This is a genomic window from Kribbella voronezhensis (genome assembly GCF_004365175.1).
GTDB classification, from domain to species: domain Bacteria; phylum Actinomycetota; class Actinomycetes; order Propionibacteriales; family Kribbellaceae; genus Kribbella; species Kribbella voronezhensis.
In genome coordinates this window covers 2,755,924-2,777,743 of the sequence record NZ_SOCE01000001.1, presented here as the reverse complement: position 1 = coordinate 2,777,743, position 21,820 = coordinate 2,755,924, and the positions used below count along the sequence as shown (strand labels likewise).

Annotated in this window: 25 protein-coding genes; 19 read left to right on the top strand and 6 right to left on the bottom strand. The window is 67.2% G+C overall.

Annotated features, from left to right (window positions below; translation table 11 throughout):
• The first annotated feature begins 33 nt into the window (after window positions 1-33).
• Complete coding sequence (locus EV138_RS12610; protein WP_133978896.1) at window positions 34-705, top strand: fasciclin domain-containing protein; 672 nt, start codon at window positions 34-36, stop codon at window positions 703-705.
• Window positions 706-875: 170 nt separating this feature from the next.
• Here the strand turns inward: EV138_RS12610 and EV138_RS12605 are convergent, their stop codons facing one another.
• Window positions 876-1,820 (bottom strand): DUF1444 domain-containing protein, encoded by a 945-nt coding sequence (locus EV138_RS12605; RefSeq protein WP_133978894.1) that lies wholly within the window; start codon window positions 1,818-1,820, stop codon window positions 876-878.
• Between the two features lie 119 nt (window positions 1,821-1,939).
• On the opposite strand from EV138_RS12605, the gene EV138_RS12600 reads away from it, so the two are divergent.
• Complete coding sequence (locus EV138_RS12600) at window positions 1,940-2,449, top strand: acyl-CoA thioesterase (RefSeq protein WP_133978892.1); 510 nt, start codon at window positions 1,940-1,942, stop codon at window positions 2,447-2,449.
• A complete protein-coding gene (locus EV138_RS12595) occupies window positions 2,446-3,105 on the top strand; it encodes a potassium channel family protein (protein WP_133978890.1) in 660 nt (219 codons plus the stop codon). Before EV138_RS12600 ends, EV138_RS12595 begins: the two co-directional genes overlap by 4 nt.
• A gap of 12 nt (window positions 3,106-3,117) precedes the next feature.
• On the opposite strand, the gene EV138_RS12590 is transcribed toward EV138_RS12595, so the two are convergent.
• Window positions 3,118-3,735, bottom strand: coding sequence for a TetR/AcrR family transcriptional regulator (locus tag EV138_RS12590; protein ID WP_133978888.1), 618 nt, complete (start codon window positions 3,733-3,735; stop codon window positions 3,118-3,120).
• A gap of 38 nt (window positions 3,736-3,773) precedes the next feature.
• On the opposite strand from EV138_RS12590, the gene EV138_RS12585 reads away from it, so the two are divergent.
• The 12 genes from EV138_RS12585 to EV138_RS12530 all read left to right on the top strand — a co-directional run bounded on the left by EV138_RS12585 (window position 3,774) and on the right by EV138_RS12530 (window position 12,375).
• A complete protein-coding gene (locus tag EV138_RS12585; protein WP_133978886.1) occupies window positions 3,774-4,688 on the top strand; it encodes a DMT family transporter in 915 nt (304 codons plus the stop codon).
• A gap of 48 nt (window positions 4,689-4,736) precedes the next feature.
• Window positions 4,737-5,222 (top strand): MarR family winged helix-turn-helix transcriptional regulator, encoded by a 486-nt coding sequence (locus EV138_RS12580; protein ID WP_133978884.1) that lies wholly within the window; start codon window positions 4,737-4,739, stop codon window positions 5,220-5,222.
• A gap of 41 nt (window positions 5,223-5,263) precedes the next feature.
• Entirely contained in the window at window positions 5,264-6,484 is a 1,221-nt protein-coding gene (locus EV138_RS12575; RefSeq protein WP_238158089.1) for a glycoside hydrolase family 3 N-terminal domain-containing protein, read from the top strand.
• A complete protein-coding gene (locus EV138_RS12570; RefSeq protein WP_133978882.1) occupies window positions 6,481-6,828 on the top strand; it encodes a YidH family protein in 348 nt (115 codons plus the stop codon). Before EV138_RS12575 ends, EV138_RS12570 begins: the two co-directional genes overlap by 4 nt.
• Complete coding sequence (locus EV138_RS12565) at window positions 6,825-7,127, top strand: DUF202 domain-containing protein (protein WP_133978880.1); 303 nt, start codon at window positions 6,825-6,827, stop codon at window positions 7,125-7,127. The genes EV138_RS12570 and EV138_RS12565 overlap by 4 nt, the downstream gene beginning before the upstream one ends.
• A 138-nt stretch (window positions 7,128-7,265) precedes the next feature.
• Complete coding sequence (locus EV138_RS12560) at window positions 7,266-7,898, top strand: DUF47 domain-containing protein (protein WP_112247823.1); 633 nt, start codon at window positions 7,266-7,268, stop codon at window positions 7,896-7,898.
• A 2-nt stretch (window positions 7,899-7,900) separates the two neighbouring features.
• Entirely contained in the window at window positions 7,901-8,899 is a 999-nt protein-coding gene (locus EV138_RS12555) for an inorganic phosphate transporter (protein WP_133978879.1), read from the top strand.
• Between the two features lie 148 nt (window positions 8,900-9,047).
• Entirely contained in the window at window positions 9,048-10,181 is a 1,134-nt protein-coding gene (locus EV138_RS12550) for an inorganic phosphate transporter (protein WP_439648980.1), read from the top strand.
• 10 nt (window positions 10,182-10,191) lie between these two features.
• Window positions 10,192-10,425 carry a hypothetical protein gene (locus EV138_RS12545; protein ID WP_133978874.1) on the top strand — a complete coding sequence of 78 codons (234 nt, stop codon included), beginning with the start codon at window positions 10,192-10,194 and terminating at the stop codon, window positions 10,423-10,425.
• 295 nt (window positions 10,426-10,720) lie between these two features.
• Window positions 10,721-11,311 carry a TIGR03086 family metal-binding protein gene (locus tag EV138_RS12540; RefSeq protein WP_133978871.1) on the top strand — a complete coding sequence of 197 codons (591 nt, stop codon included), beginning with the start codon at window positions 10,721-10,723 and terminating at the stop codon, window positions 11,309-11,311.
• Window positions 11,308-11,745, top strand: a complete 438-nt coding sequence (locus EV138_RS12535; protein WP_133978869.1) for a YybH family protein — start codon at window positions 11,308-11,310, stop codon at window positions 11,743-11,745. The genes EV138_RS12540 and EV138_RS12535 overlap by 4 nt, the downstream gene beginning before the upstream one ends.
• 60 nt (window positions 11,746-11,805) lie before the next feature.
• On the top strand, window positions 11,806-12,375 hold the full coding sequence (locus tag EV138_RS12530; protein ID WP_166678567.1) for a hypothetical protein: 570 nt from the start codon (window positions 11,806-11,808) through the stop codon (window positions 12,373-12,375).
• 27 nt (window positions 12,376-12,402) lie between these two features.
• Here the strand turns inward: EV138_RS12530 and EV138_RS12525 are convergent, their stop codons facing one another.
• The 4 genes from EV138_RS12525 to EV138_RS12510 form a co-directional block, all read right to left on the bottom strand.
• Entirely contained in the window at window positions 12,403-13,629 is a 1,227-nt protein-coding gene (locus tag EV138_RS12525) for an MFS transporter (protein WP_133978865.1), read from the bottom strand.
• Window positions 13,626-14,105, bottom strand: coding sequence for a MarR family winged helix-turn-helix transcriptional regulator (locus EV138_RS12520; protein WP_202866701.1), 480 nt, complete (start codon window positions 14,103-14,105; stop codon window positions 13,626-13,628). The genes EV138_RS12525 and EV138_RS12520 overlap by 4 nt, the downstream gene beginning before the upstream one ends.
• A gap of 328 nt (window positions 14,106-14,433) precedes the next feature.
• Window positions 14,434-14,958, bottom strand: coding sequence for a hypothetical protein (locus tag EV138_RS12515; RefSeq protein WP_112247807.1), 525 nt, complete (start codon window positions 14,956-14,958; stop codon window positions 14,434-14,436).
• Window positions 14,959-15,173: 215 nt separating this feature from the next.
• Window positions 15,174-15,926: a lysophospholipid acyltransferase family protein gene (locus EV138_RS12510; RefSeq protein ID WP_133978863.1), complete on the bottom strand. Its 753-nt coding sequence runs from the start codon at window positions 15,924-15,926 to the stop codon at window positions 15,174-15,176.
• A gap of 265 nt (window positions 15,927-16,191) precedes the next feature.
• On the opposite strand from EV138_RS12510, the gene thiC reads away from it, so the two are divergent.
• From thiC to EV138_RS12490, 4 genes are all read left to right on the top strand, one after another.
• Window positions 16,192-17,817, top strand: coding sequence for a phosphomethylpyrimidine synthase ThiC (gene thiC / locus EV138_RS12505; protein WP_133978861.1), 1,626 nt, complete (start codon window positions 16,192-16,194; stop codon window positions 17,815-17,817).
• Window positions 17,818-18,143: 326 nt separating this feature from the next.
• Complete coding sequence (locus tag EV138_RS12500; RefSeq protein WP_133978859.1) at window positions 18,144-18,743, top strand: transposase; 600 nt, start codon at window positions 18,144-18,146, stop codon at window positions 18,741-18,743.
• On the top strand, window positions 18,740-19,294 hold the full coding sequence (locus EV138_RS12495; RefSeq protein ID WP_112247799.1) for a hypothetical protein: 555 nt from the start codon (window positions 18,740-18,742) through the stop codon (window positions 19,292-19,294). The genes EV138_RS12500 and EV138_RS12495 overlap by 4 nt, the downstream gene beginning before the upstream one ends.
• Window positions 19,295-19,427: 133 nt before the next feature.
• Entirely contained in the window at window positions 19,428-21,785 is a 2,358-nt protein-coding gene (locus EV138_RS12490; RefSeq protein ID WP_133978857.1) for a family 20 glycosylhydrolase, read from the top strand.
• Window positions 21,786-21,820: the final 35 nt, after the last annotated feature.

The following is a 21,820-nucleotide window of genomic DNA, read 5'->3' as shown; positions in this document are numbered from 1 at the left end:
CAAGGCAAAATCCATCGAAGGAGAAGGATCGTCATGTCCCACACCATCAAGCGAGTCGCTCTGGCCGCCTCCGCTCTGTCCCTGCTCTTCGCGACCGCAGCTTGTGGCGGCAGCGACGACAACTCGAGCAGCAGCCCGTCGACCACCACCTCGTCCTCGGCGCCGACGCCGAGCGACACCATGAGCTCTTCCGCTCCCGCCGACAACACCTCCGGTCTGGTCGGCCCCGGCTGTGTCGCCTACGCCAAGGCCAACCCCTCGGGTGCCGGCTCGGTCGATGGCATGGCTGCCGCACCGGTCGCCACTGCTGCTTCGGGTAACCCGCTGCTGAAGACACTGGTCGCGGCCGTATCGGGCAAGGTCAACCCGAAGGTCGACCTGGTCTCGACGCTGAACGGTGGTGAATTCACCGTGTTCGCGCCGGTCGACTCGGCGTTCGCCAAGATCGACGCGAAGACGATGGCCACGCTGAAGACCAACGACGCGTTGCTGAGCAAGATCCTGACCTACCACGTCGTGCCGGGGCAGCTCGACGCGATGGCGGTCGTCGGCAAGCACGCCACGGTGGAGAAGCAGGACGTCACCGTCAGCGGTTCCGGTGACAACCTGATGGTGAACAACGCCAAGGTCATCTGCGGTGGCGTGAAGACCGCGAACGCGACGGTCTACCTGATCGACACCGTCCTGCTGCCGCCGGCAGCCTGACGACAAATCGGTAGCCGCCGGGGTCACCCCGGAACCGGCCACCAACCGAACTGACTGGGCGGCGCCACCTCTGCCGGGGCGCCGCCCCGTCGCGTGCCGGCGAGCGCACCGGCGACTCCTCGTTGGCTCCGATGGCGCCCCGGCCGCCGACGGGACAGGTCGCTGGGTGGTCATGCTCGATCCGGTTCTTCGAGGTCGGCCAGGGATTGGGTGAGGACTCGAAGGTGGGCGCTCAGGTGGTAGGGGAGCGGCTGGCCGGGAAGCGCGATGGTCGCCGGGTGCCAGCCGGTCGCATCGACGAGGTAGACGGTCGGGGTGAGGGGACCGGGCGAGCTCTCGAAGGCGGTGTGGGCGAGGTGAAGCATCGCGCTGAGAGCCGGCAGCACCGACAGGTCGCGGATGACGTGGATCAGCAGAAGATCGCGGGCGGGAAGAGCCACCAGTACGCCGTACTCCGGATTCTCCAGCTGGAGGGATTCGCGCAGGACCGTGTCCAGGACCAGGGCCCGGGATGCTGCCCAGGTGGTCTCGCTGAGCACCGCGAGCTGGGCTCCGTCGTGATCGATGTAGGCGACGTTGTCGGTGAGCTGGGTGAGGTTGGCCAGCGCGAGCTGATGTGCCTCGGATCGGGTGAGGCCGAGAGTCGCGGTGTCGAAGTGGAGGGTGAAAGCGCCGTCGTTGCTGAGCGCAGGCACGGCAACCAGCCCGGGCAGGAACTCTGGTAGATCGGCAGTCCACTCCGGCGGCACTGCCGATGTGGCTGCCAGCCGCAGGCACAGCCGGCTCGCCAGGTCAGCGGTGTCGGCTGGGCGCTGCACGTTGGCGAGCAGGCCGTCGAAATGCTCCTCGACCTGTTGCGCCCATCGTTGTCGCGGCTCCCTCGCCAGGATTCTGGCCAGATTGCCCAGTCCGAACAGCGCGCCGCCGAGCAGCTCGGACGACGCGACGGCGCTGAGAGTGCCGGTTTCGTGGACATAGTTCGTGGTCAGGCCTCGAGCGGCCAGGGCCGCACGGGACAGCTGGATCAGGTGGTCGGCCTCGGGATCGGTGAGCGGGAGAAGGCCGGGATGGTTGCCTGCGGCCCGCTCGGCGGGAAGGTTGTGCTGGGTGGTCATCGTGTCCACCTCCTCGACAGAGAAAGTACGAGCGCGGACGGCGTCGACGAGCCGGCAATTCCGAGCCTGTGGATATCCTGCGTCAACCCGCAGGGACGCCTTTGCCAAGGAGTGGATCGATGACCGGAACGCCGGCTTCCAGAGCGACTTCGGCGACCCGGCTGTCGGTGTCGCACATCACCGCGCAGAACGAGACCAACCTGCTCGGCACGGTCCACGGTGGCGTGGTGATGACGCTGGTCGACTCGGTCGCGGGCGTGGTCGCCGCCAGGCACTCGGGTGGTCCTGCCGTGACGGCGTCGATGGACGAGATGGTGTTCCTGGTCCCCGTCCGGGTGGGCGACGTCGTGCACTTCAACGCCCAGGTCAACTGGACCGGCCGCAGTTCGATGGAGGTCGGCGTCCGGATCACCGCCGACCGCTGGGACTCGGTCGGCCCGCAGGTCCACGTCGCCACGGCGTACCTGGTGTTCGTGGCGGTCGACGAGGAAGGCAAGCCGCGCGAGGTTCCGCAGGTCGTGCCGGAGACCGACGAGGACCGCAGGCGGCTGAGGGAGGCCGAGATTCGCCGCAGTCACCGGCTGGCTCGCAGGCAGGCGATCATCGCCTCCCGGGAGGCTCCCGAATGACCCTGCTGGCCAGCGCCAAACGGCACCCGTCGGCGATTCTGCTAGTCGTCCAGCTTCTGGGCGTCCTGCTCTACCCGGCGATGGAGGGTTCGCGCGGCGGCCGCGTGGCGTTCGAGATCCTGGGCATCGTCGTACTGGTTCTCGCGGTCTTCTCCGTGCGCTCGACGCCGGGCCTGACCTGGGTCAGCATCTGTCTCGGCATCCCGGCTGTCGTGCTGTCCGTGGTGAACGCGTTCCGCCCGACAGACGTCATCGTGCCGGTCTCGGGCATCATCCACGCTGCGTTCTACTTCTACGCTGCGTACAGCCTGCTGCGCTACATGCTGTCCGACCCGGACGTGAGCACCGACGAGCTGTACGCGACCGGAGCCACTTTCACCTTGGTGGCTTGGGGTTTCGCCTACCTGTTCGTCTTCGTGCAAGCAGTGGTGCCGCACAGCTTCACCGCGGCCGTCAATCCGAACGCTGACCGCACCTGGATGGAGTTGCTCTTCCTGAGCTTCACCACGTTGTCCAGCACCGGCCTGAGCGACATCGTCCCGATCACGTCGTGGGCCCGATCCGTAGTGATGATCGAACAGCTGGCAGGCCTCGGCTACGTGGCAATGGTCGTCTCCCGCCTTGTCGGCCTCACAGTCGCCAGACGCAGTTCCTAGCGCGCCGAGTGCCTAGTCCCGCGGCCAGCCCGCCAACAAGTCAGCGGCCGCCCGGTGCGCCACCTCGGGTGCGTGCTCCATCGCGGCCACCCGGTAGCTCACCAACGCTCCCTCGTGCAGCAGTAGCAAGCGGTCCGCCAATTCCTCCGTACTACGGAAGCCCGCCCGCTCCGCCTGCGCCAGGAACTCCGCACGCATCCACTGCTTCTGCGCCACGATCACCGGCATCGCCGGATGGTCGGGCGCGGCCAGTTCGACACTCGCGTTGATGAATCCGCACCCGCGCCGCGACTCCGCCATCCAGTCGGTCAGCGCCGCGAACAGCGCGAGAATCACCTGTTCGGGAGTCTGCGGCGCTCGCATCCGCAGTTGCTCGTCCAGGAACAGATGCCAGACCCGGTTCCGCTGCTCCAGATAGGCGGCGATCAAGTTGTCCTTGGAGCCGAACCGGTCGTAGAGCGTCTTCTTGGTCACCTCTGCCGCGTCCGCGATCGCGTCGACACCGACAGTACGGATGCCCCGCTCGTAGAACAGCGACGACGCGGCGCTCAGGATCCGCTCGCCGGCTGGCGTGAGCGGTTTCGCCGCCCGCGAGCCGCGATCGGTGAGCAGAACGGACGAAGCAACCATACTGACAGTATACCGACCGGTGTGGTTACCTCGGAATCATGACCGCTCAAACACTGGAGAAGGCAGCCGTACGCCGAACCGCCCGACTCGGGGCGCTCCCGTTCCTCGCCGGCGCCGGGTTCGTCGTGTTCTGGAGCAGCGGCTTCATCGGTGCGCGCTGGGGAACGGAGTACAGCTCGGCTTTCGATCTACTCGCCTGGCGCTACCTGGTCGCGGGAACCATCGCGGCAGCCGTATTGCTGGTGCGCAGACCTCGGGTGAGCAGCAAGGACCTGGTCACTCAGGCGGTGATGGCGTTCCTTTGCCAGTTCGTATACCTCGGCCTGGTCTTCGTAGGGATCGACCACGGCATCACAGCAGGCGTCACTGCACTCATCGGCTCCCTGCAGCCCATCCTGATCGCCACAGTGGCCGGCCCACTCCTCGGCGAGCGGGTGACCGGCCGCCAGTGGATCGGCCTGTTCCTAGGCGTCGCGGGTGTTGGCCTGGTAGTCGCGGACGACCTCACCGCGGGCAACGCAGCGCTGTTCCTGATTCCTGTGGGCGGCCTATTCGGATTGGTCATCGGCACCATCTTCGAAAGGCGTCGCAAGCCCACTGTCGGGCTACTGACTGCCCTCTGCCTGCAAACTCTCGTGTCGGCAGTCCTCTTTGTCTCCGTGACCGCAGCAACATGGCAGCTGACCGTGCCCCGCGACCCCGGCTTCTACGGTGCCGTCCTGTGGCTCGTCGTCCTCGCGACCGGAGGCGGCTGGGGGCTGTATCTGGTCAATCTGAGGCTGTCCGGCGCAACCAGGATCAGCAGCCTCCTGTACCTCGTACCGCCGACCACCATGCTGTTCGCCTTCCTCCTGTTCCACGAGACCATCGGCGTACTGGCGACGCTGGGCATGGTCGTCTGTGCGGCAGCAGTCGTCCTCATTCGGCTGAGAGACCAACACCGCACCTCCTGACGGCCTGCCCAGGCGGCGCATGTCCGTCGACCTGGCTACGCTGCGGTCATGGCGGAACCGCGGTGGCTGGACGAAAAAGAGCAGCATGCCTGGCGAGCGTTCATCGCTGCCCAGCGCGTGGTCAACGGCCGGATCGAGCAGCAGCTGCAGCGCGACGCCGGCATGCCGCACACGTACTTCGAGATCCTGGTCCGGCTCTCCGACGCCGCCGACGGCCGACTGCGGATGAGTGAGCTCGCGGTGGCGACGCTGGGCTCGCGGAGCCGCCTGTCGCACGCCGTGAACCGGCTGGAGAAGGTCGGCTGGGTCCGGCGCGAGGGGATCGAGTCCGACCGGCGCGGGCAGGTGGCGATCCTCACCGAGGAGGGCAGGCAGAAGCTCAAGGAGACCGCACCCGGTCATGTCGAGACCGTTCGGCAGGCGGTGTTCGACGCGCTCACCGAGGAGCAGGTCGGCCAGTTGCACGACATCTGCGCGGCCCTGGCCCGGCACTCCGGCGGGTCGTACGACAGCGCTGCCTGGGAGACACGCTGACCAGGCCGGCCGTCGCGACTCGGGTCAAGGTCACGGCAGCAGTGGCCGTCGCGGCGCTCCTGCTCGGTGGCTGCGGCGACAGTTCACCCACAGCCGGTCCCAGTACGCCGCCGTCGGAGTCTGCACCCGTCACGCCGACGACCGAGCCCACTGAGACACCGACCCAGACGCCAAGCCAGACGCCGCCCAGCCAGACGCCGACTCAAGCTCCGACCACACCCCGGGGTTGTCTGGACCAGAAGCTGCAAGCCCTCACGCTGCACGAGCAGGCAGCCCAGCTGATCATGACCGGCATCAGCGCCGCTGGTATGACGTCGTCAGAGCGATCGGTTGCCGACGCCCGCAAGCCCGGCGGACTCCTGCTGATGGGTAGCGGCGGCAGCCTCTCCCATACCCGTACCGCGACTGACGCAGCGACGGAGACCGCCACAGTGAAAGGCATCCGCCCGCTGATCGCAGCCGACCAGGAAGGCGGTCAGATCCAGCGTCTCAAGGGTGAGGGCTTCGACAGGTTCCCGTCGGCCACCGTGCAAGGCACCTGGTCCACGGCGAAGCTGACCAGCCGCTCCACGGACTGGGGCAAGCAACTCAAGCAGGCTGGGGTCAACGTGGACCTCGCGCCCGTGGCAGACGTAGTACCGGCGTCGCAGCGCAGTACGAACGAGCCGATCGGCAAGTTGGACCGGGAGTTCGGCAGTACGCCGGCCACTGTCGGGCCGCACGTCGCTGCTTTCGTACGCGGAATGGGTGCTGCCGGCGTCGCGACCTCGGTCAAGCACTTCCCGGGGCTCGGCCGGGTGCGTGGGAACACGGATTTCTCCTCGGGCGTGGTCGACGACGTCACGGTTCGCGGCGACGCGAACCTGGGCGGCTTCGCGGCCGGAATCCGGGCCGGCTCGGAATTGGTGATGGTCGCGACCGCGACGTACACCAAGATCGACCCGGCGAACCGGGCGGTGTTCTCCGCCACGATCATCCGCGGCATGCTCCGCGGCGATCTCCGGTACGCCGGTGTCGTCATCACCGATGACGTCGGCGCAGCCGCGGAGGTTGCCTCGGTGCCGGCCGGCGAGCGGGCCACCCGGTTCGTGGCGGCGGGCGGCGACATGGTGATCACCGCCAAGCCGTCCCTGACCTCGGTGATGGTCAACGCGCTGGTCCAGAAAGCCCAACAGGACAAGGCGTTCTCGGCGCTGCTGCAGGCCAGCGTCCGCCGGGTCCTCACCCTGAAACAGAACCACGGCCTGGTGAGCTGCAGTTGAGCCAAGAAGAACAGCAAGAACAAGAACCCGACTACCGCTTCACCCTGGCCAACGAGCGGACCTACCTGGCGTACCTGCGCACCGCTTTGGCCTGCTACGCGGGCGGACTGTCAGCCGCGCAGTTCCTCAACCTCGGCGGTGCCCGCTGGCCGGGCCGGGTGATCGGAATCGTGCTGGTGACCGCCGGGATCGTCACGACCGTCGGCGCCTTCCGCCGCTGGCAGGTCAACCTGAACGCGATGCGCCTCGGCGCGCGCCTGCCGGTCACCCGGATCCCTTTGGTGCTGGGGGCAACCATCGCCGTGGTCGGCCTGATCGGGCTGTTGTTCAGCCTGCTGCGATGACCCAGCCGCCCGGGCTGCAGCCCGAACGCACCCTGCTCGCCTGGAAACGAACGTCACTCGGCCTGGTCGCGAACGGCATCCTGCTGCTGGCCTCCGGTATCGGTACGTCGGACGTACGCCTCGGGCTCGGCATCGTCGTCACTGTGCTGGCCCTGTCCTGCTGGGCCACTGTCAGTGCCGTCTACCGCCATCTGCGTCACGAACCAGGCGGCCTGGGCTCAGATCGCGTACTGCGGGTCGCGGCCGGCCTGGTGCTGTTGGTGGGCCTGTTCGACCTCTACGCGGTGATCACTCGCTGAAACTGATCGGTCACGGATTGGTCGTGTTGAGTCTACGTGTTCATCATCTCGCGGTACCTTGACACCGCCGATGCTCCGTCAGCGGTCCGTTGCCCCTAGCATGTTCACGGTTTGTCCCTCGTTCACCCGGAGCTTGAAGTGCCGTTACGTCTGCGTCCGAACGACCCGACGTTCTACGACCTTTTCACCGAGTCCGCCAACCACCTGGTGGACGGATCCCGCATCCTTGCCGAACTGCTCGGCAGTACGGCGGGATCCGGCCTGTCCGCGAGCCACCAGATCGCTGCCCAGATGAAGGACGCCGAGCACGCCGCGGACGAGACCACACACTCGATCATCCGCCGCGTCAACTCGACCTTCGTCACGCCGTTCGACCGCGAGGACATCTACCGGCTGGCCTCCGACCTCGACGACGTGATGGATTACATGGAGGAGGCGGTCGACGCCGTCCACCTCTTCAACCTCAGTGAACTGCCGGCCGAGGTCGCCGAGCAGATCGAGGTGCTGCAGCGAATGGGCGCGCTGACCGCCGAGACGATGCCGCGGCTGCGGACGATGAAGGACCTCGCGGAGTACTGGATCGAGGTCAACCGGCTGGAGAACACCGGTGACGCGGTGCACCGCCGGATCATCGCCAAGCTGTTCAGCGGCGAGTACGACGCGCTCACGGTGATGAAGTACAAGACCGTGGTCGACCTGCTGGAGGCCGCGATCGACGCCTTCGAGCACGTCGCCAACACGGTCGAACAGATCGCCGTCAAGGAGAGCTGAGCGTGGAGTTCGCGCTCGTCGTCGCCGTCATCGTCATCGCGCTGGCGTTCGACTACACGAACGGTTTCCACGACGCCGCCAACGCGATCGCGACCTCGGTCTCGACCCGCGCGCTGACGCCGCGGGTCGCGCTGGCGATGGCGGCGGTCTTCAACTTCGCCGGCGCCTTCCTGGGCACCGAGGTGGCCGAGACGATCGGCAAGGGCGTCATCACCTTGCCGTCGGGCCGGCACGGGCTGGTGGTCGTCATCGCCGCACTGATCGGCGCCATCAGCTGGAACCTGATCACCTGGTACTTCGGTCTGCCGTCCTCCTCCTCGCACGCCCTCATCGGCGGCCTGGTCGGCGCCGGGCTCGCCTCGACCAGCGTCGTGCTGTGGGCCGGCATCGTGGACAAGGTCGTCATCCCGATGGTCCTGTCACCCGCGATCGGGTTCCTCGGCGCGTTCCTGCTGATGCTGGCGATCCTGTGGATCTTCCGGCGCAGCAACCCCGGCCGGACGACCCGCGGCTTCCGGCTGGCCCAGTCGGTGTCGGCCGCGGCGATGTCGCTCGGACACGGTCTGCAGGACGCGCAGAAGACGATGGGCGTGATGTTCCTCGCGCTGCTGACCACCGGTCACGTGAGCAAGGAGGACGGGATCCCGATCTGGGTGAAGTTCGCCGCCGCCACCGCGATCTCGCTCGGCACCTACTCGGGCGGCTGGCGGATCATGCGCACGCTCGGCCGGCGCATCATCCACCTGGATCCGGCGCGCGGGTTCGCGTCCGAGGCGGTCGCCGCGACCGTGCTGTACGTGATGGCGATCGGGCTGCACGCGCCCGTCTCCACCACCCACACCATCACCTCCGCTGTGATGGGCGCCGGCGCCACCAAGCGGCTGTCCGCGGTCCGCTGGGGTGTCGCGAAGGGCATCGTCGCCGCGTGGGTCCTGACCATCCCGGCGGCCGGCCTGGTCGCGGCCGGCGTCTACGGACTGGCGCACCTGATCCTGGAGTAGCCGGCTGCCGCGGGCAACGCGCAGTACCGCGGCACCGGCGGTTCGTAGTACGGGCAGTTCAGCTTTTGAGTAGTTCACGGCGAATTAACCCCGGGGCCTTAGCGTCGAGAGCGTTCTCCTGACCGCCGCCCAGTTCCGGGATGTGATCGTGATGGATCTGTCGTTCCTCGTCGTCGTGGTGATCGTCACCGCGCTCGTGTTCGACTTCACCAACGGCTTCCACGACACCGCGAACGCGATGGCGACGTCGATCGCCACCGGAGCACTCAGACCCAAGGTCGCCGTCGCGCTGTCCGCCGTACTGAACCTGGTCGGCGCGTTCGTCTCCACCGAGGTCGCCAGAACCATCTCCAGCGGACTCGTCGACGACGCGAAGATCACCGTGCCGATCATCTTCGGCGGTCTGGTCGGCGCGATCCTGTGGAACCTGCTGACCTGGTACGTCGGATTGCCGAGCTCCTCGTCGCACGCGCTCTTCGGCGGGCTGATCGGGGCGACCTGGATCGCTGCCGGCAGCGGCGCCGTGCACTTCGGCACCGTGGTCCAGAAGATCATCGTGCCGGCGGTGGCCGCGCCGATCGTGGCCGGTGTGGTGGCGACGATCGGAACCTACCTCGTCTACACGATCACCGCGCGGGCGCGGAAGAAGACGGTCGACGACGGGTTCCGGGTCGGCCAGATCGCCTCGGCGTCGCTGGTCTCGCTCGCGCACGGCACCGGGGACGCGCAGAAGACGATGGGCATCATCACGCTGGTGCTGATCACCTCCGGCAGCCTGGCGCACGGCTCGCGGCCGCCGCTGTGGGTGATCTTCGCGGCCGGGCTGGCGATCGCGGCCGGCACCTACCTGGGCGGCTGGCGGATCATCCGCACGATGGGCAAGGGGCTCACCGAGATCGAGTCGCCGCAGGGTTTCGCGGCGGAGAGCAGTTCCACCGCCGTACTGCTCGCGTCGTCACACCTCGGCTTCCCGCTGTCGACCACCCAGGTCTGCTCAGGCAGCATCCTCGGCGCAGGACTCGGCAAACGGCTCGCAGAGGTGCGCTGGACCGTCGCGGGCCGCATGGCACTGGCCTGGCTCTTCACACTGCCCGCCGCGGCCCTTGTCGGCGCACTGGCGGGCCGCGTCGCCAACTCGGGCAACGCGGGAGTCGCGATCATCGCGGTCGCCGCCGCAGCAGCAGGTCTCACCCTGTACGCCGCCGCAAGGCGCAAGCCGGTCACGTCGAACAACGTCAACGACTACCCCAGTACGCCGACCCCGGTCACCACGGCCGCCTGAGGAGACGCACATGCACATCGACTGGACCGCCCTCGCCCAGGTAGCCCTCGCCAGCCTCCTCTTCGGAGTAGGCCTCGTCGTCCTCTTCGCCCTAGGCATCACCGCCTGGTCCCGCCGAGCAACCGCCACCGATTCCGGAAAGCCCGCGTCGCCCGTCGACACAGCAGTGGCAAGCTTCTCCTTCGCCGCTTGCATAGCCGCCGTCCTCTACGGCCTCTACCTGATCATCCCCCAATTCCACTAACACCTGACGCCATCCAACCCTCGCTTGTCCGTGGTACTGCCCGGTGGGCGGGTGCGGGCTTAGCCGCATGCCGGTCACCCGCCAAGGTCCGCTCCTCGGCGACACCGCCTGCGCTGCCAGCCTCGATGCCCCGGAGCCGCAGACTTCCGGTCGACAACCGCGCACTTGGTTTCCATCGCCACCTTCGCTCCATCAGCTACTGAAGGCGCTTCTCCTGTGCGCTCGGGACTGATTCCTGGGAGGGCGGGATGGTGGACCCTGCCGGCGGGATCGGCGCGGGCTCAGGGTGAGAGGTATGAGCGACGGGGCGGATTCTCTTGCACTGCTTGAGATCGCTGTTGAAGAGTTCGGGCGCAGACTTCGGCTTGTCGGGCCTGGTGACTGGCGACGGGCGACGCCGTGCACCGAGTGGGACGTCCGTGCCCTCGTCGATCATGTCGTCGGGGCCAACGTGCGCTATCAGTTGCTGCTCCACGGCGCCCCGACCGACCAGGTCGAGGCCACGCGGTCCGTCGATCACCTCGGTGACGACGCGCTGGCGGCGTACGTGGCGACCGCGGATCGCATGGTCGCGTGCTTCCACGAGGACGGCGCACTCGAACGCGTTGCCCATCACGTGACGGGCGATCGGACCGGGCGCGAGTTGGTGTCGATGCGGATCCTCGATGCCGCGATTCACGCCTGGGATCTCGCCCGGGCGATCGGCGCGGACGAGACCCTCCCCGACGAGGTCGTCGCCTTCCTGCTCGCGTACTCCGCCGAGCTCGACCTCGGCCCGCAGCAACACGCGTTCGCGACGACGGACGCCGTACCCCGGAACGCGTCACCACAAGACCGGCTGCTCCAGCAGCTGGGCCGCCACCCGAACACCGAGGAGATCCGATGAACGACACCCAGCAGTTCCTCGCCGAGATGATGCCGCGGATCCACGAGGCCGAGACGGCGCTGCACAACGGCGACGCGGGCCCGCGGTTCGCGATGTGGTCGCACACCGATCCGGTCACCGTCTACGGCGCGGCCTTCAGCCCGATCGGGTGGGCTGAGGTCGCTCCGATGTTCGACGACCTCGCAACCCGCTTCTCCGACTGCAGTTCGTGCGAGTGGGAAGTGGTGGCGGCAGACGTCGGCGACGACTTCGCCTACCTGCTCGCGATCGAACGGACGACCGCGTCGATCGGCGGATCCGAGCCGACGTCGTACATGCTCCGCAGTACGACGATCTTCCGGCGCGAGGACGGCGAGTGGAAGATCGTTCACCGCCACGCCGACCCGGTCGACGACACCGCCGGCTTGCTTTCCCGCCGCCTGACGAAGAGCTGACACGAGTTCTGTGCGGTCCTTTACCGGGCGCGGATTGCTGGGCCTGAGAGTGGCCGTTTGATGCACGATACTTCCCGGGTGGACGAGATCGAGTTGCCGTTCCGTGGCTGGTTCAAGGGGACCGTGCCGGTGATGCACGCGCCCGAGGGCGACCAGACCGTGCTGGAACTTCGCTGCCCACTCGGCAGCCTGAAGGTCTTCGGGCTTGTCGACACGCCTGACCATCAGGAAGGCGGCGAGGAACTGGGCATGGGAATGTTCAGCCGGCAGCGGATCCGTTGCGTCGTACCGCGGAAGTACACCCACGTCCAGATCGTTCCCTCGATCAAGTCGCCCGGATTCGCCAGGTGGCAGCTCGGCTATCGGGCCGCCAGCAGCCTTCCCGAACTCCACGGCTCGGTCAGCGGCGGTCACACCGCCGTGTTCCGTTACACCGGACGGCGGACCACAGCCCAGCTCACGGTTCCGAAGTCGTATGCGTACCTGAAGCACTACAGGTTCGTCGGCAACCACTTCACAGACCTGACCTTCGCCAACGCCCCCTTCCGCGGCAAGGTCGAGATCCCCGGCCCCGGGCTGATCGTCGTCGACAGCGTCGTCTCTTCCTGGACACTCACCCTGCCGGAGTGAGAGCCGGCCAGCAGTTCGCAAACGGTGCTACCTGCTGTCGATTGGGGTAGCAGGTGTGCGAAGGCCGGGGGTGCTTGCGGCGACGGCGGCGACCGCTGCGATGCAGAGGAGGGCGCCGGAGGCGAGGGATGCCACGGGTGAGGTGAGTTGCGCGACGACGCCGCCGCGGAGGTTGCCGAGGTCGGGGCCGGCCTGACCGACGATCTGCTCGGCGGCACTGACCCTGCCGAGAAGCTCGGTCGGCGTGTGCAACTGGACGATCGTGCTCCGGGAGACCACGGCGATGGTGTCCGCGGCGCCGGCGACCGCGAGACAGACCAGTGCCAGCCACGGCACCGGCGAGAACGCGAACAACAGCAACGCGAAACCCCAGGCCGCCGAACCGCACAACATGACCACACCGTGCCGCGGCAACCGCGTGAACGATCCGGAGAACAGTGACGCGGCCACCCCGCCGACGGCGATCGCGGTCAGGAACAATCCCAACGTCCGCGGGTTGTTGCCGAACCGCTCCGCGTTGATCACCGGAAACAGGCTGATCGGCATCGACAGCACCGTCGCCGCCAGGTCGGTCACCAGCGCGCCACGGATCACGGGCGTCGACACGACGAAGGTCAACCCGTCCCACACCCCGCGCAGGCCCGGCTTGGCGGTTCCCTCGATGCGCATCCGCGGAAGCCCGAGTACGCCGTACAGCGCGGCCAGGAAGCTCAGCGCATCGATCAGGTAGCAGACGCCGACGCCCCAGGCGCCGATGATCAGACCGCCGAGCGCCGGGCCGATCAGCATCGCGCCCTGGAACCCGATCCGGTTCAGGGCAATCCCGGCCGCCAGTTGATCGCGAGTCAGCAACTGCGGCAGGACCGTCCTGGCCACGGGGCCCGCGGTCGCACCGAACGACGCCTGTACGGCGATGAGGCCCAGCAGCACCCCGACCGGGACCCGGCCGAGCACCAACTGGCTCGCCATGACGGTTGCGGTGAGCAACTGTCCGCAGGTGGTGACGAGATAGATCTTCCGCCGTTCGAGCCGGTCCACGAGCGTACCGGCGAACAGGCCGAGGAGGATCAACGGCAACGCCTGCGCCAGCCCGACCGCGCCGGTCCAGGCCGGGCTGGAGGTTTGGTCCCAGACCTGGAACATCACGGCGACGAACGTCAGCTGCCCGCCGAATCCGGACAGCACCTGCCCGACCCAAAGCCGCCGGTAGGTCAGCACACGCAACGGCCCGAGGTCGATGAACGCGCGCCTCACTCCACTTCCCCTTCGAGGTGCTCGGTGACGCGTTGGTAGAAGCTCTTCCGCTCCAGAGCGGCCTCGACGTCGCGGACCACCTGGGTCATCGGGTACGGCAACTCGGCCTCGAGCTCGGTGATCGCGGCCTCCGTCGCCCGCCACTCGGCGGCGAGCAACTCGACGAGCTTCTTGGACTTGGCGGTCAGCGTGACCCGCTTACTCCGCGCGTCAGCACCCGGCACGGTCCGCACCAGCCCGGCGCTGCGCATCCCGGCCACCTTCTGACTGAGCGCCGAATGCGTCCGCCCGATCGCCTCGGCCAACTCGGTGATCGTCATCGGCCCGCGCAGGTGCAACTGCAACAGCTCGCGTACGTACGTCGGCTTCAGGCCCTGGATCTGGCGGTCGCTGTAGATCCGCCCGATCTCCCCATCCATCCGAGCCAGCAACTCATGCAACGCCCGCCACTGACTCTGCTCGGTAGGATCGTCCATGCCAAAACCATAACAGCACTTATATAAGCACTGTTACTTCTATTCAGGACAGGGTGATTGCCCTCCGAGAGTGAGAATGCGAGGTGGACGCTATGAGGCTGATAGCGGAGCGGGCCCAGGCCGGCTGGCGACCGCTCGCCCGGTCGTGGCGTGGGGCAGCGACTTGTCTGTGTTCGGGTAGCGCGTAGAAGCGGCTGGGCTTTGCTGCGCGGGTACTCAGCAGACCCTGAGCGAGGCAGCGGAGCGGCGATGGAGGAGCTGCATAGCTGGGGGGTGGGGAGCAGACGACGCAGGAGACTGCGTGGGCGGGGTTTGCGCGTTCGTAGTACTAGCGGTTCCAGCGGCGGACGGCTTTGGCTATGTCTTTGGTGCGGAGGGTGCTGATGCCCTCTTCCCAGCTGCGGTAGAGGGCCTCGCCGAGGAGGGTGGGATTGAGGAGGGCCTGCGGGCGTACTGCCATTGCCCAGGTCGCCGCGGCGGCGTGGCCTTGCTGGAAGAGGAGGTGGTTGGCGGTGGCGTCGATGCGGCTCTTGGCTTCGCCGTGCAAGCCGTTGGACGCCCAGTTCTGGACCAGCACCGGGTCCTTGGCTGTGATCCGGGCCAGGTAGGTCAACGGCCCGCGCCAGAAGCCGCGGCTGCCGATGTTGTCCAGGCTCTCCAGTGGGAACCAGCCGTTGGAGCAGCGTCGGCCGTTCACGGCTGCCTCGAGCTCGCGCGCCTGGTCCGGCCGGAGGTCCTGGGTCGCCCAGGCGATGAAGAACCCACCGACGTCCGGAATCTCCTCTTCGACGTGAGGCGGGATCGTCAGCGTCCCCGGCTCGAAGAGGTGCAGCTCCTCGTCAAACTCGAACAAAATCTTCCCCCACCCCGTGACGGCCGGCCAACCGCACGAGCGACCGGCCTGCGTCGAGAGGGACCCCCCAGGTACCTGCTTCGACAACAAAGGCCCTTCGTACTCCGGCCTCGCCACCGGGTCAAGGTGCTGTCCGGAAATCTTCCCGCAGGCATGACAAAGCCAGGGAAATCGCTTACTCGCGGCAATGGGGTGGTTGCGTACGGCGGCAGGCGCTACTTGTTCTTCCGGCGCTCCGCGCGCAGCCGGAGTTCCTCGGCATCGAGCCGGTCGGCCTCTTCGGGGGTCGGCGCGCCACCGCCGTACGACGCGGGCAGCCACCAGGCGCCCGGTGGCTGCTCGTGGTACTCCCGGATGGTCCGGTCGAGCAGGCCGGCCATCGTCTTGTGCAGGTGCTCGGTCGCCTCGGCCGCGTTGTCGGCGCGGGTCACCGTGATCGGCTCGCCGACCGTGATGGAGACCCGCTGGTGCCGGGAGAAGTCGCGCGGGTGGTCCTTGGTGAGCATCCGCTGGGTGCCCCACAGCACCATCGGGATGATCGGTACGCCGGCCGCGGCGGCCATCCGGACCGTCCCGGTCTTGAACTCCTTCAGCTCGAACGACCGGCTGATCGTCGCCTCCGGGAAGACACCGACGATCTCACCCTCGCCGAGGTAGCGCAGTGCCTCCCGGTACGACGCGGAGCCGGCGTCGCGGTCGACCGGGATGTGGTGCATCCCGCGCATCAGCGGACCGGAGTACCGGTTCCGGAACAGCACTTCCTTGGCCATGAACCGGACCAGCCGTTTGCTCGGCTGCGCGCCGAACCCGCCGATCACGAAGTCCACGTAGCTGATGTGGTTCAGCGCGAGCACCGCGCCGCCGGTGCGTGGCACGTTCTCGGTGCCGGTCATCCGGAACTTCAGATCGAGCACCTTGAAGGCAGTCTTGGCGAAGCCGATCACCGGCGGGTACAGGATGTCGCGCATGTCCTGACGCTACCGGTTCCACCCTGACGCCACACCGGTTCGCGGCGCGGACGAGCGTGATGCGCCACACGGAGCCGGTACGCCGTACGCCCGCGTTGGCTAAGGTTGCCGGTGACAAGTTGATATCGCGGGAGCTCGCGCTGTAGTGGGCTGAGAGGGCGGCTGGACTGCGCACCGCTGCGCCGGGATCACCGGGCAGGCGGGGCGAACCGGCGCCGCCGACCGCCGAACCTGTCCGGGTAATTCCGGCGTAGGGAGCACAGACGTGACCTCGATCGGCAATTCTGTTCGTCCGACCGTCACCACCGGGCCCATCTCGGGCTCCGAGAAGATCCACCGCGGCGAGCTCGGCGTACCGGCCAGGCGGGTGCACCTCACCAACGGGGAGCACTTCGACCTGTACGACACGTCCGGGCCGTACACCGATGCCAAGGCCCAGATCGATGTTCAGGCCGGGCTGCCGCCGCTGCGGAGCGACTGGATCAGCAAGAGGGAGCCGCTGACCCAGTTGGCGCATGCGCGAGCCGGCACGATCACCGAGGAGATGCGCTACATCGCCGTACGGGAAGGCGTCGAGGCGTCGTTCGTGCGGGACGAGGTGGCGCGCGGCCGGGCGGTGATCCCGGCGAACCACCGTCATCCCGAGTCCGAGCCGATGATCATCGGGAAGAAGTTCCTGGTGAAGGTCAATGCGAACATCGGCAACTCGGCCGTTTCGAGTTCGATCGAGGAAGAGGTCGAGAAGCTGGTCTGGGCGACCCGCTGGGGCGCGGACACGGTGATGGATCTGTCCACCGGCAAGAACATCCACGAGACGCGCGAGTGGATCGTGCGGAATTCGCCGGTGCCGATCGGGACCGTGCCGCTGTACCAGGCCTTGGAGAAGGTGAAGGGCGACCCGACCGAGCTGAGCTGGGAGGTCTACCGCGACACGGTGATCGAGCAGTGTGAGCAGGGCGTCGACTACATGACCGTGCATGCCGGAGTACTGCTTCGGTATGTGCCACTGACCGCCCAGCGGATCACCGGGATCGTCTCGCGCGGCGGCTCGATCATGGCAGCCTGGTGCCTGGCGCATCACCAGGAATCCTTCCTGTACACGCATTTCGCCGAACTCTGCGAGATCCTGCGCGCGTACGACGTGACGTTCTCGCTCGGCGACGGGCTTCGGCCGGGATGCATCGCGGACGCCAACGACGCGGCCCAGTTCGCCGAACTGCGGACCCTCGGCGAGCTGACCAAGATCGCGTGGGAGCACGACGTCCAGGTGATGATCGAGGGGCCGGGACACGTGCCGATGAACAAGATCGCGGAGAACGTGCGGCTCGAGGAAGAGCTCTGCGGTGAGGCGCCGTTCTACACATTGGGGCCGTTGGCAACAGATGTCGCACCGGCGTACGACCACATCACCAGTGCGATCGGCGCGGCGCAGATCGGCTGGCTCGGTACGGCGATGCTGTGCTACGTCACGCCCAAGGAACACCTCGGCCTGCCCGATCGCGATGACGTGAAGACCGGGGTGATCACCTACAAGATCGCTGCCCACGCAGCCGATCTGGCGAAGGGGCACCCGGGTGCGCAGGACTGGGACGACGCGTTGTCGAGGGCAAGGTTCGAGTTCCGCTGGGAGGACCAGTTCAACCTGTCGCTGGATCCCGACACGGCGCGCTCGTACCACGACGAGACGCTGCCGGCCGAGCCCGCGAAGACCGCCCACTTCTGCTCGATGTGCGGGCCCAAGTTCTGCTCGATGCGGATCACCGCCGACATCCGCAAGTACGCCGAGGAGAAGGGCCTCACCTCCACCGAAGCCATCGAAGCCGGCTTCGCGGAGATGTCCGAGACCTTCAAGTCCAACGATTCCCAGGTCTACCTGCGCCTCGTCGACTGACCCTGGTCCGCTCCCGTCCGTCCAGGGCGGGAGCGGCCGGTTGGCCTTCTAGGCAAGCAGCGGCATCAACGGGTGATCGGTCAGTCGTTTGTTTTCGAGAACGGCCGGTCCGGCGTTGAAATGGCCCGACCGGATCTTGACTGGGAGTGAAGGCGGGCGGTGAGTCGGGGCGCGGGATGGGCCGGATTGAGCGGAAAATGGGGGGATCGGCGGGTCCGCGGGGCGATCACGGGGAGTGATCGGGTGAACCGATTCAGGTTTTTTCCTTCACTCTACGTGAATAAGACTGTAGCCTTAATCATGCGCTGGGAAGGAGGTGCAGGGCGGTGGTCTTCGTTCTCACGGTAGATCAGCGAGCCAGCCGGACGACATCGGATGTGGTTCCCGACCTGCTGAACACGCTCAACCGGCGGCCCCGGCGGACCGGGCTGCTGCGGAAGTTCGAGCGGACGGCAGGCGACGAGGTGCAAGGCGTGATGGCCGAGGCGCGGGCGACCATCGACGTGATCGTCCAGCTGATCCGGGCCGACCGGTGGTACGTCGGACTCGGTATCGGCGAAGTAGACGAGCCGTTGCCGCGCAGTACCAGGGCCGGCAGCGGGGCAGCGTTCGTGAACGCGCGCGAAGCGGTGAACCGGGCCAAGGCGAGTCCCCACCACATCAACGTGATCGGGACCGACGCGCACCACGCCGAACAGGTGGAGAGCGTGCTCTGGCTGATGGCTTCGGTACTACGGCGGCGCAGCGAGCGTGGCTGGGCAGTGGCCGACCTGCTCGCCGAGGGCCTCAGCCGTCGCGAGATTGGCGTGAAGCTGGGCATCAGCCAGTCGGCGGTGACCCAGCGGGCTCAGGCGGCGGGTGTCGTCGAGGAGCAGCGCGGCCGGGCCCTCGCAGCGGAACTGCTCGGCGCCGGTGCTGCTGCATGACGGCAGTCGTGCTGTCGGTGACAGCCGTCGGGTTGGTGTTCGCTGTCCTCGCCCTGGTGCTCAAAGCCGGGTCTGTCCTGGAGATCGTCGTGAGCGGGCTGATGCTGGCCTGCCTAGCCGCGGTCGGCCTCATCCTGCTCGCGGGTGACGGCGTCACGGGCTGGCGCGAGGGCTGGTGGAACGTCCTGCTCCTGCTGGCCGGCGGCTTGGCGGTGACCGGCGGCGGCCCGTTGACGACCTCTGTGCTGTCCTTGGTCGACCGCGGCAACACCCGGGCGCAGTCGACCCAGAAGGCCGGTGAGGTACTGCGGGGTGGCGCGCTGATCGGCGCGCTCGAGCGCGGCGCCATCTACGCCTCGATGGTGGCCGGCTTCCCGGAAGGGCTCGCGATCGTGCTGGCGATCAAAGGGCTGGCCCGGTATCCCGAACTGCGGAGCCCGGACCAGCCTGCGTCGGTGACACCGCAGGCGGTAGCCGAGCGGTTCATTATCGGCACCTTCACCAGCGTCTTGTGGTCCGTCGCCTGCGCCGGCCTGGTGCTCTCCCGCTGAGCGTTATCGGCGCGCACTTTGACAATTTCTGCGCATAACCTGCGTATTTGACTAGCTATGTGCAGTTTGCTCTTGACTTCACCTCGCCTGCCGCGCACGATCCTGTCTCCGCCCCGCTCATGTGAGGATCGCGATGAGGCCCCTGAAACCGCTGCTCGGTGCACTCGCCCTCGTCGTCGCTTCGGCCGCCACCGTTTCGGTGACGGTCGTTCCGGCGACCGCGCAGACCACGTCCAACCCCAGACCCCAGACGATTCCCGCGCTGCAGGAGTGGACCGGTGGTACCGGTTCGTTCAGCTACTCCAGCGCTACCCGGATCGTCCGCTCGACCGCCCAGGCCACGACGCTCGCGACGACCAGCCAGGTCTTCGCCGATGATCTCCGGGCCCTGACAGGTCGAGCCCCGGCGGAAACGACCGGTACGCCGGCCGATCTGCGCGCCGGCGACATCTACCTCGCCCTCGGGTCGACCGACACCGCTCTCGGCACCGAGGGGTACGCGTTGTCGGTCACCGACCGGATCAGCATCACCGCCCGAGACGACAAGGGCGCCTTCTACGGCACTCGCACCGTCCTCCAACTGCTCAAGCAGAGCAACTCGATCCCGCAGGGCACCGCCCGCGACTGGCCGCTCAAACCCGAGCGCGGCCTGATGATCGATGCCGGACGCAAGTACTTCACGGCACAGTGGCTGAAGGACCACGTGAAGGAGCTGGCCTATCTCAAGCTGAACTACCTCCACCTGCACCTGAACGATCACCAGGGCTTCCGGATCGAGAGCACCTCGCACCCGGAGGTCGTCTCCGCCGATCACCTGACGAAGGCCGAAGTACGCGACCTGATCGCGCTGGCGGCGAAGTACAAGATCATCGTCGTGCCGGAGATCGACGCGCCCGGTCACCTGACCCAGGTGCTCAACGCGCATCCCGAACTCAGGCTGGTCAGCAAGACCGGCGCGGTGCAGAACGGCAACATCGACCTGAGCAAACCAGGTACCTACACGCTGCTCCGCGATCTCTACCAGGAGTACCTCGCGCTGTTCCCCGGCCCGTACTTCCACATCGGCGCCGACGAGTACCAGATCGGCAACTACAGCGACTTCCCGCAGCTCGAGACCTACGCCAAGGCCACCTACGGCGCCAACGCGATCGGCAAGGACGCCTACCTCGGCTTCATCAACTGGGCCAACGACATCGTCCGCGCCGCAGGCAAGACCACCCGGGCGTGGAACGACGGCATCGGCGGCGGCTCGGCCGTCACCGTGAACCCCAACGTCATCCTCGAATTCTGGTACAACTACGGCCAGTCCCCGCAGGCGCTCATCGACGGCGGGCACCTGATCTCCAACGAGAGCTGGGATCCGACGTACTACGTGCTCTATCAGGGCGGGCCCGGTGGCCCGGGCAGCCAATGGGGCTACGACACCTGGACTCCCGATCTGTTCCAGGGCAGCCAGACCATCAGCGAGGCGTCGAAGGCCAAGAACCTGGGCACCAAGCTGCACGTCTGGTGCGACAACCCGGATGCGGCGACCCAGGACCGGATCGCCTCCGACATCCGCGACGGACTGCGCATGGTGGCGCAGCAGACCTGGGGTTCGCCCAAGCTCACCACGCCGTGGTCCAACTTCATCTCCGTGATCGCCACTATCGGGCGCAACCCGGCGTGGCCGTCCACCGTGCAGGAAGGGAACCTCGCCGCCGGTAACCCGGTGACGGCTTCGAGCATCGAGACACCGAGCCTGGTGGCGGCCAACGCGGTCGACAGCGAGTTGAGCACGCGTTGGTCCAGCGGTTACAGCGACAACCAGTGGATCACCGTCGACCTCGGCGCCGCGGTGCCGATCGAGCGGGTCAAGCTGCGCTGGGAAAGTGCCTACGGCAAGGGTTACCAAATCCAGGTGTCCAACGACAACGCGACTTGGACGACCAGCTACACGACCACGGCAGGTGATGGTGGAATCGACGACCTGACCGGCTTGACCGGCACGGGCCGATACGTGCGGATGCAGGGGATTGCCCGCGGTACGACGTACGGCTACTCGCTCTACGAGTTCGAGGTGTACGGTCCGGCGATTCAGTCGGGGGCGACGTACCAGATCAAGAACAGTGGACTGGCCATCGACGTGCCGGCTTCCTCCACCACGGCGGGCACACAACTGACGGTGTACAGCCCGCATTCCGGAGCGAATCAGAGATTCGTTGCCACCGTCAACAGTGACAACACGTTCACGCTGAAGAACGTCAACAGTGGGCTCTGCGTGGATCTCAACGGTAGCTCGAATGCCGCGGGCGCGGCGATCATCCAGTACGGCTGTAGCGGAAACACCAATCAGAAGTGGAAACTCGCCGCCGTTGCCGGCGGCAACGCGCTCGTCTCGGCCGCGAGCGGCCAGGCGATCACGGCGGCGTCGGCAACCAGTGGAGCGCTGCTCGTCCAGCAGCCGAACACCGGTACGGCGTTGCAGAGCTGGACTCTGACCAAGGTCTGAAAGGTTGTCCTGCCGGTGGCATCTTCGGGTGCCAC